This is a genomic window from Bacillus sp. P4_D3 (assembly GCF_056401855.1).
The window spans coordinates 1-3,960 of sequence record NZ_JBFUIN010000298.1; the positions used below are offsets into that span (position 1 = coordinate 1).

Genomic DNA, 3,960 nt, shown 5'->3' on the forward strand with positions numbered 1-3,960 from the left:
TCTATTCCATCTTTATGCATAGCTTGTACTGCATCTTCAATGAACGGTTCAATATGTTTTAAACCAAGATACATGCAGTACTCTACTTCATCTTGCATTTCATTTAAACGCGTCTCTAACTTTTTAGCTTGCTCTAATGTAATAGTAGCTAAAGGAGAAATACCACCAATTGCACGGTAACGCTCTGTTAAATCTTCTAGCATTTCAGGACTTGGCTTTCTTCCTCTGCGAATATGTGTATAGTAACGTTCAATATCTTCTTCTTTATATGGCGTTCCGTATGCCATTACAAGCAAACCAATTTTCTTTTTCATACAGACAATCTCCTTTACTTCGCTAACTGTTCTTTAGAGTACTCATGAATAAATGTAGTTAAGCGTTTTAATGTATCTGGATTTACTTCTGGGAATACGCCGTGACCTAAGTTAAAGATGTAACCTGGCTGCTTCATCCCTTGATCTAAAATACCTTTTACATGTTCTTCAATAACAGGCCAAGGTGCTAATAAGAATGAAGGGTCCATATTTCCTTGTACCGCCTTATGAACACCACGCGTGCGTGCTTCTTCAATTGATAAGCGCCAATCTAAACCGACTACATCAAGAGGTAAGTCATGCCATTCATTCACTAAGTGTCCTGCCCCAACGCCGTGCATAATCATTGGAACACCCATCGTGCGAACTTCTGCAAAAATACGTTCCATTGCTGGTTTAATAAATATGCGGTAATCCGCTACATTTACTGTTCCAACCCAAGAATCGAAAATTTGAACCGCTTTTACTCCTGCATTAATTTGCGCTTTTAAATATGTAATAACCATATCTGCAAGCTTATCCATTAAAGCGAACCAAGCTTTCGGCTCTGCATACATAAACGCTTTCGTATTATGATAGTTACGAGAAGGACCGCCTTCAATCATATAGCTCGCTAACGTAAATGGAGCTCCTGAAAAACCGATTAACGGTACATCTAACATTTCTGTCGTTAATAAACGAATTGTATCTAATATGTAAGGTACATCATCTTCTGGATTGATTTCCCCTAATTTTTCTACGTCTTGTAAAGAACGGATTGGATTATCGATAACTGGACCAATACCAGATTTAATTTCAACATCAACACCAATTGCAGGTAGTGGTGACATAATATCTTTATAAAGAATTGCTGCGTCTACATTATATTGATCAACTGGCAACTTTGTAACGTAAGCGCACAACTCTGGATTATGTGTAATTTCAAATAAAGAATAGTTCTCTTTTATCTTTCTATATTCCGGCTGTGAACGACCTGCTTGACGCATATACCATGCTGGTACATACTCCGTGCGTTCCCCCCTACATGCTTTTAAAAATGTCTCATTTATAGTTCTTACCAAGACCCTAGCTCCCTTCCTTACCAATGCTTTTTCTTTAAATATGCTCTATTCCGATATTTATCTTTTTTTACTATACAGCTTGTAAAAACAAAATGCATAACATTATGTACGTTGTTCATTAAATTGACACAAACGTTCGTAAAACCGTTTACTATTTTCACAACATTCTTATTATAGCACAGAGAAAAACTACGGTTTAGCTACTTTTGACTTTTCTCCTTCACGGTTCGTTTGTGTGTTATATGGCACAACGTAAAAACTTGATTTTGAGAATATATTAATAAACTTTTCCTCATATTTTCCTGTTCCTTTTACCGTCCCAACGTGAGTATGAATTCCTTTTTCAACTTTATAAATCCGGTACATAATTCTCTCATCAGGAAGCGGCGTCCAGCTTAGTTTCATCGCAAATAAACCGAAAGGACTAAATGCTAGTTTTGCTTCCACGTTTTGAATCTTATCTAAACGAATTGGCAGTCCAATTGTTTCAACACCTTTTGGCCTATGAAAACTCGCTTTATCTTGTATATTTGCTTTCGTTAAAATCTTTTTAAATAACATCGTTGCCGATGCATTTCCATCTTGTAATTGATGCTCTTTATCGGTGCGGTCATAGCCAATCCAAACTGCACCTACTAAATTCGGTGTATATCCAACAAACCACATATCGCGCGCACCATGATCATCATTCGGCAGTGAAGTTGTGCCTGTTTTTCCAGCTAAAGCTCCATTATATACGCCAGCTTTCGCCGTACCTTCTTTCACAACTCCTTCAAGCATCTTTGTCATATACCATGCCGTTTGCTTTGAAAAGACTTTCGTTTCAGCTTTTGATGATTCTCCAATGACTGCCCCGTGTCTATTTAACACTTTATCAATAACGTGCGGTTCGATAATATTCCCGTTTGCTAAAAAAGAGCGGTACATTTTAACAAGATCAAATGGAGAAACGCCGTTTTTTAGCCCGCCAAGTGCTGTGCTTAAACCTGAGTCCGAAATATGAACATTCCCTTTCTCTAAATATTGCTTTCCCTCATCTACCCCTAATTCATTTAATAAAGATACAGCTGGCACATTTGCTGATTCTAATACCGCATCGTACATCGTCATCTCTTTCGTATACTCATGATTATAATTTCGAGGTTCATAGCCTTCAAACGAACTTTTTTCATTCGTTAATAAAGAATATGGATTATATTTCTTCGTCTCAAGTGCTGGTCCATATACGATAAGTGGCTTTAAAACAGAACCCGGCTGCCTTTTTGCAAAAACACGATTAAGCCCTCTCGGAACATACTCTCTTCCACCAATCGCGGCTTTAATTCCGCCAGTCTGGTTATCCATTAATAAAAATGCACCTTGCGCCCCGTTTTCTTTACCAGGGAAATTTCTCGCATCTTGAAACTGGTTATATGCTACCTTTTGAACTTTTTCATCCATTGGTACGACAAACGTATATCCTCCGCGCAGTACTTCTTGATGCGATAAACCGTATAAACGCGCTGCTTCATCTATAACCATATCGATATACGGCATATATGCGAGTTCACGTTCATCTGCATTTTTATAAAGAGCGATTGTTTTTCCTTGGTAACGAACACTATCTTCCGCTGTTAAATAGCCTTGTTTATGCATAAGTGACAAAACAAGATCACGGCGCTCTTTACTCTTCTCAGGAGATAAGTACGGTGAATAGCCATTTGGCGCTTTCGGAAGCCCTGCAAGCATAGCTCCCTCTTCCACTGTTAAATCTTCTACATTTTTATTAAAATACAATTTAGCCGCCGCTTGAATACCATATGCCCCGTGACCAAAATAAATATGGTTCATGTACATTTCAAGAATTTGCTGCTTCGTATATTTTTGCTCTAATTGAAGAGAAATTGCGACCTCTTTCAATTTACGCGTAAATGTTTTTTCGCGAGTTAAAAAGACATTTTTAGCTAGTTGCTGCGTAATTGTACTACCGCCTTCTACCTTCTCTCCAGCTAAAGCGTCTTTATAAAGCGCCCGAAATATAGAAGGGTAATCCATTCCTTGATGCTCATAAAAACGCGAATCTTCCACAGCAATAAATGCTTGCTGCACGTACTTTGGAATTTCTTCGATCGGCACGAGCTCTCTATTTTCCACATATAACTTCGTAATTTCTTTTCCTTTCTGGTCAACGATACGTGATGAAGAGTGGAAAACAAGCTGCTTTTCATCCATCATATAGCCACCAGCTAACACAATAAGTTTATAAAGTACAATCGCTACTACAAACGTTGCTAACCCGCCTAATAAAGTCCACTTTGCTTTCTTCATACATCGGCCTTCTTTCCAAATGATGGTACATTTATTATTTGAAAAAGGACTATCTTTATGTATATAATCTTCGAAGTTTTTCACAAGAGTTGATATAATAGAGACAAACTTATAAAGGGGGCATTAAAATGAAGGCTATTATTTCATACGAAACAMCTCTAGAACAAGCGCATTTCACTGCAAAAAATAACGAAAAAGATATGTTTTATAAAGAAAATACTGAAGAATCTGTAGAATCCTCACTTCAATATGACGTATTAGACGCTGTTGGAGAATTT

Annotated in this window: 3 protein-coding genes and 1 pseudogene; 1 reads left to right on the top strand and 3 read right to left on the bottom strand. The window is 37.6% G+C overall.

Annotated features, from left to right (window positions below; genetic code table 11):
- The 3 genes from AC1DTM_RS19735 to AC1DTM_RS19745 form a co-directional block, all read right to left on the bottom strand.
- Window positions 1–314, bottom strand: a 314-nt coding sequence (locus tag AC1DTM_RS19735; protein WP_477000699.1) for a ferrochelatase, incomplete at its 3' end; no start/stop codon positions are given.
- Window positions 315–328: 14 nt separating this feature from the next.
- The gene (hemE, locus tag AC1DTM_RS19740) at window positions 329–1,375 is read right to left on the bottom strand and encodes a uroporphyrinogen decarboxylase (RefSeq protein ID WP_016104109.1); all 1,047 of its coding nucleotides are present in this window, start codon (window positions 1,373–1,375) and stop codon (window positions 329–331) included.
- Between the two features lie 189 nt (window positions 1,376–1,564).
- A complete protein-coding gene (locus AC1DTM_RS19745; protein WP_088098786.1) occupies window positions 1,565–3,682 on the bottom strand; it encodes a transglycosylase domain-containing protein in 2,118 nt (705 codons plus the stop codon).
- 128 nt (window positions 3,683–3,810) lie between these two features.
- Between AC1DTM_RS19745 and AC1DTM_RS19750 the strand changes: the two are divergent.
- Window positions 3,811–3,960: pseudogene (locus AC1DTM_RS19750) on the top strand (antibiotic biosynthesis monooxygenase); the annotation flags it as partial.